The sequence below is a fragment of the Photobacterium minamisatsumaniensis genome (assembly GCF_050336695.1).
Classification (GTDB): domain Bacteria; phylum Pseudomonadota; class Gammaproteobacteria; order Enterobacterales; family Vibrionaceae; genus Photobacterium; species Photobacterium minamisatsumaniensis.
On the sequence record NZ_JAKJSI010000105.1, the window covers coordinates 1 to 1,405 of the forward strand.

Here is a 1,405-nt window from a genome sequence, read left to right on the forward strand (position 1 = left end):
AGGGGTTCTTTTCGCCTTTCCCTCACGGTACTGGTTCACTATCGGTCAGTCAGGAGTATTTAGCCTTGGAGGATGGTCCCCCCATGTTCAAACAGGATATCACGTGTCCCGTCCTACTCGATTTCACGACTAAAGCATTGTCGGTTACGGGGCTATCACCCTGTATCGCTGTGTTTTCCAACACCTTCACCTAATGCTAAAGCCGCTTAAGGGCTAATCCGGTTTCGCTCGCCGCTACTGCCGGAATCTCGGTTGATTTCTCTTCCTCGGGGTACTTAGATGTTTCAGTTCCCCCGGTTCGCCTCGTTACGCTATGTATTCACGCAACGATAACTGCTTATGCAGCTGGGTTTCCCCATTCGGAAATCGTAGACTCAAGTGGCTTTTACTGCCTAATCTACGCTTATCGCAAGTTAATACGTCCTTCATCGCCTCTGACTGCCCAGGCATCCACCGTGTACGCTTAGTCACTTAACCATACAACCCCAAGAGGTTTCGTATGGCAACAACCAAGGTTCACTCTCTATAAAAGAGAATTATTTGTTTTCGCCGGACTCTTCTTTCTATTTTCACTTTGAAAAAGTGAAGACAAAAAACACAAGACACTTGAATGTGTTTGTTTTGAGAACTCGTATTTTCTTTCGAAAATACATTTGTAATTGAATCTAAAAGATTCAATTTACTAGTCAGCTTTCCAGATTGTTAAAGAGCATGTGTTTCTAAAATCTCTATAAATAGAGTAAAGAACCACTTTCTAATGATTTTCCGCAAGTCGCACAGACGTCAAAAAACGGACTCAACAAAGATAGCCTTTATTGAATCTGCAATTTGGTGCAGAAAATTCTTAGAGAGTGGTGGGCGATACCGGGCTCGAACCAGTGACCCCCTCCTTGTAAGGGAGGTGCTCTCCCAACTGAGCTAATCGCCCACGATAGTTTCCTCTTATCTCCACTTTAGTAAAGTGAAAGTAAAAGCCATCCTTCGTGGAAAGAATGGTGGGTCGTGCAGGATTCGAACCTGCGACCAATTGATTAAAAGTCAACTGCTCTACCAACTGAGCTAACGACCCGTGGCGTCCCATAGGGGAGTCGAACCCCTGTTACCGCCGTGAAAGGGCGGTGTCCTAGGCCTCTAGACGAATGGGACTAAGTGTTTCTTGCGAATGTTGTTGGGCAACATTCGCGCTCTCTTACATTTCGACCAAGCAATCTGTGTGGACACTGCATAAAACAGCAGGTCATATCGTTAAGGAGGTGATCCAGCCCCAGGTTCCCCTAGGGCTACCTTGTTACGACTTCACCCCAGTCATGAACCACACCGTGGTAAACGCCCTCCCCGAAAGGTTAAGCTATCTACTTCTGGTGCAGCCCACTCCCATGGTGTGACGGGCGGTGTGTACAAGGCC

General features: G+C 46.8%; 3 tRNA genes and 2 rRNA genes. All 5 read right to left on the reverse strand.

From position 1 onward, the window contains the following. Positions 1-477, reverse strand: a 23S ribosomal RNA gene (locus tag L4D78_RS28205); the annotation flags it as partial. 375 nt (positions 478-852) lie between these two features. Beyond that, positions 853-928, reverse strand: a tRNA-Val gene (locus tag L4D78_RS28210). A 65-nt stretch (positions 929-993) separates the two neighbouring features. Next, positions 994-1,069, reverse strand: a tRNA-Lys gene (locus tag L4D78_RS28215). A 1-nt stretch (position 1,070) separates the two neighbouring features. Further along, a tRNA-Glu gene (locus L4D78_RS28220) sits at positions 1,071-1,146 on the reverse strand. Between the two features lie 100 nt (positions 1,147-1,246). Further along, a 16S ribosomal RNA gene (locus tag L4D78_RS28225) occupies positions 1,247-1,405 on the reverse strand; the annotation flags it as partial.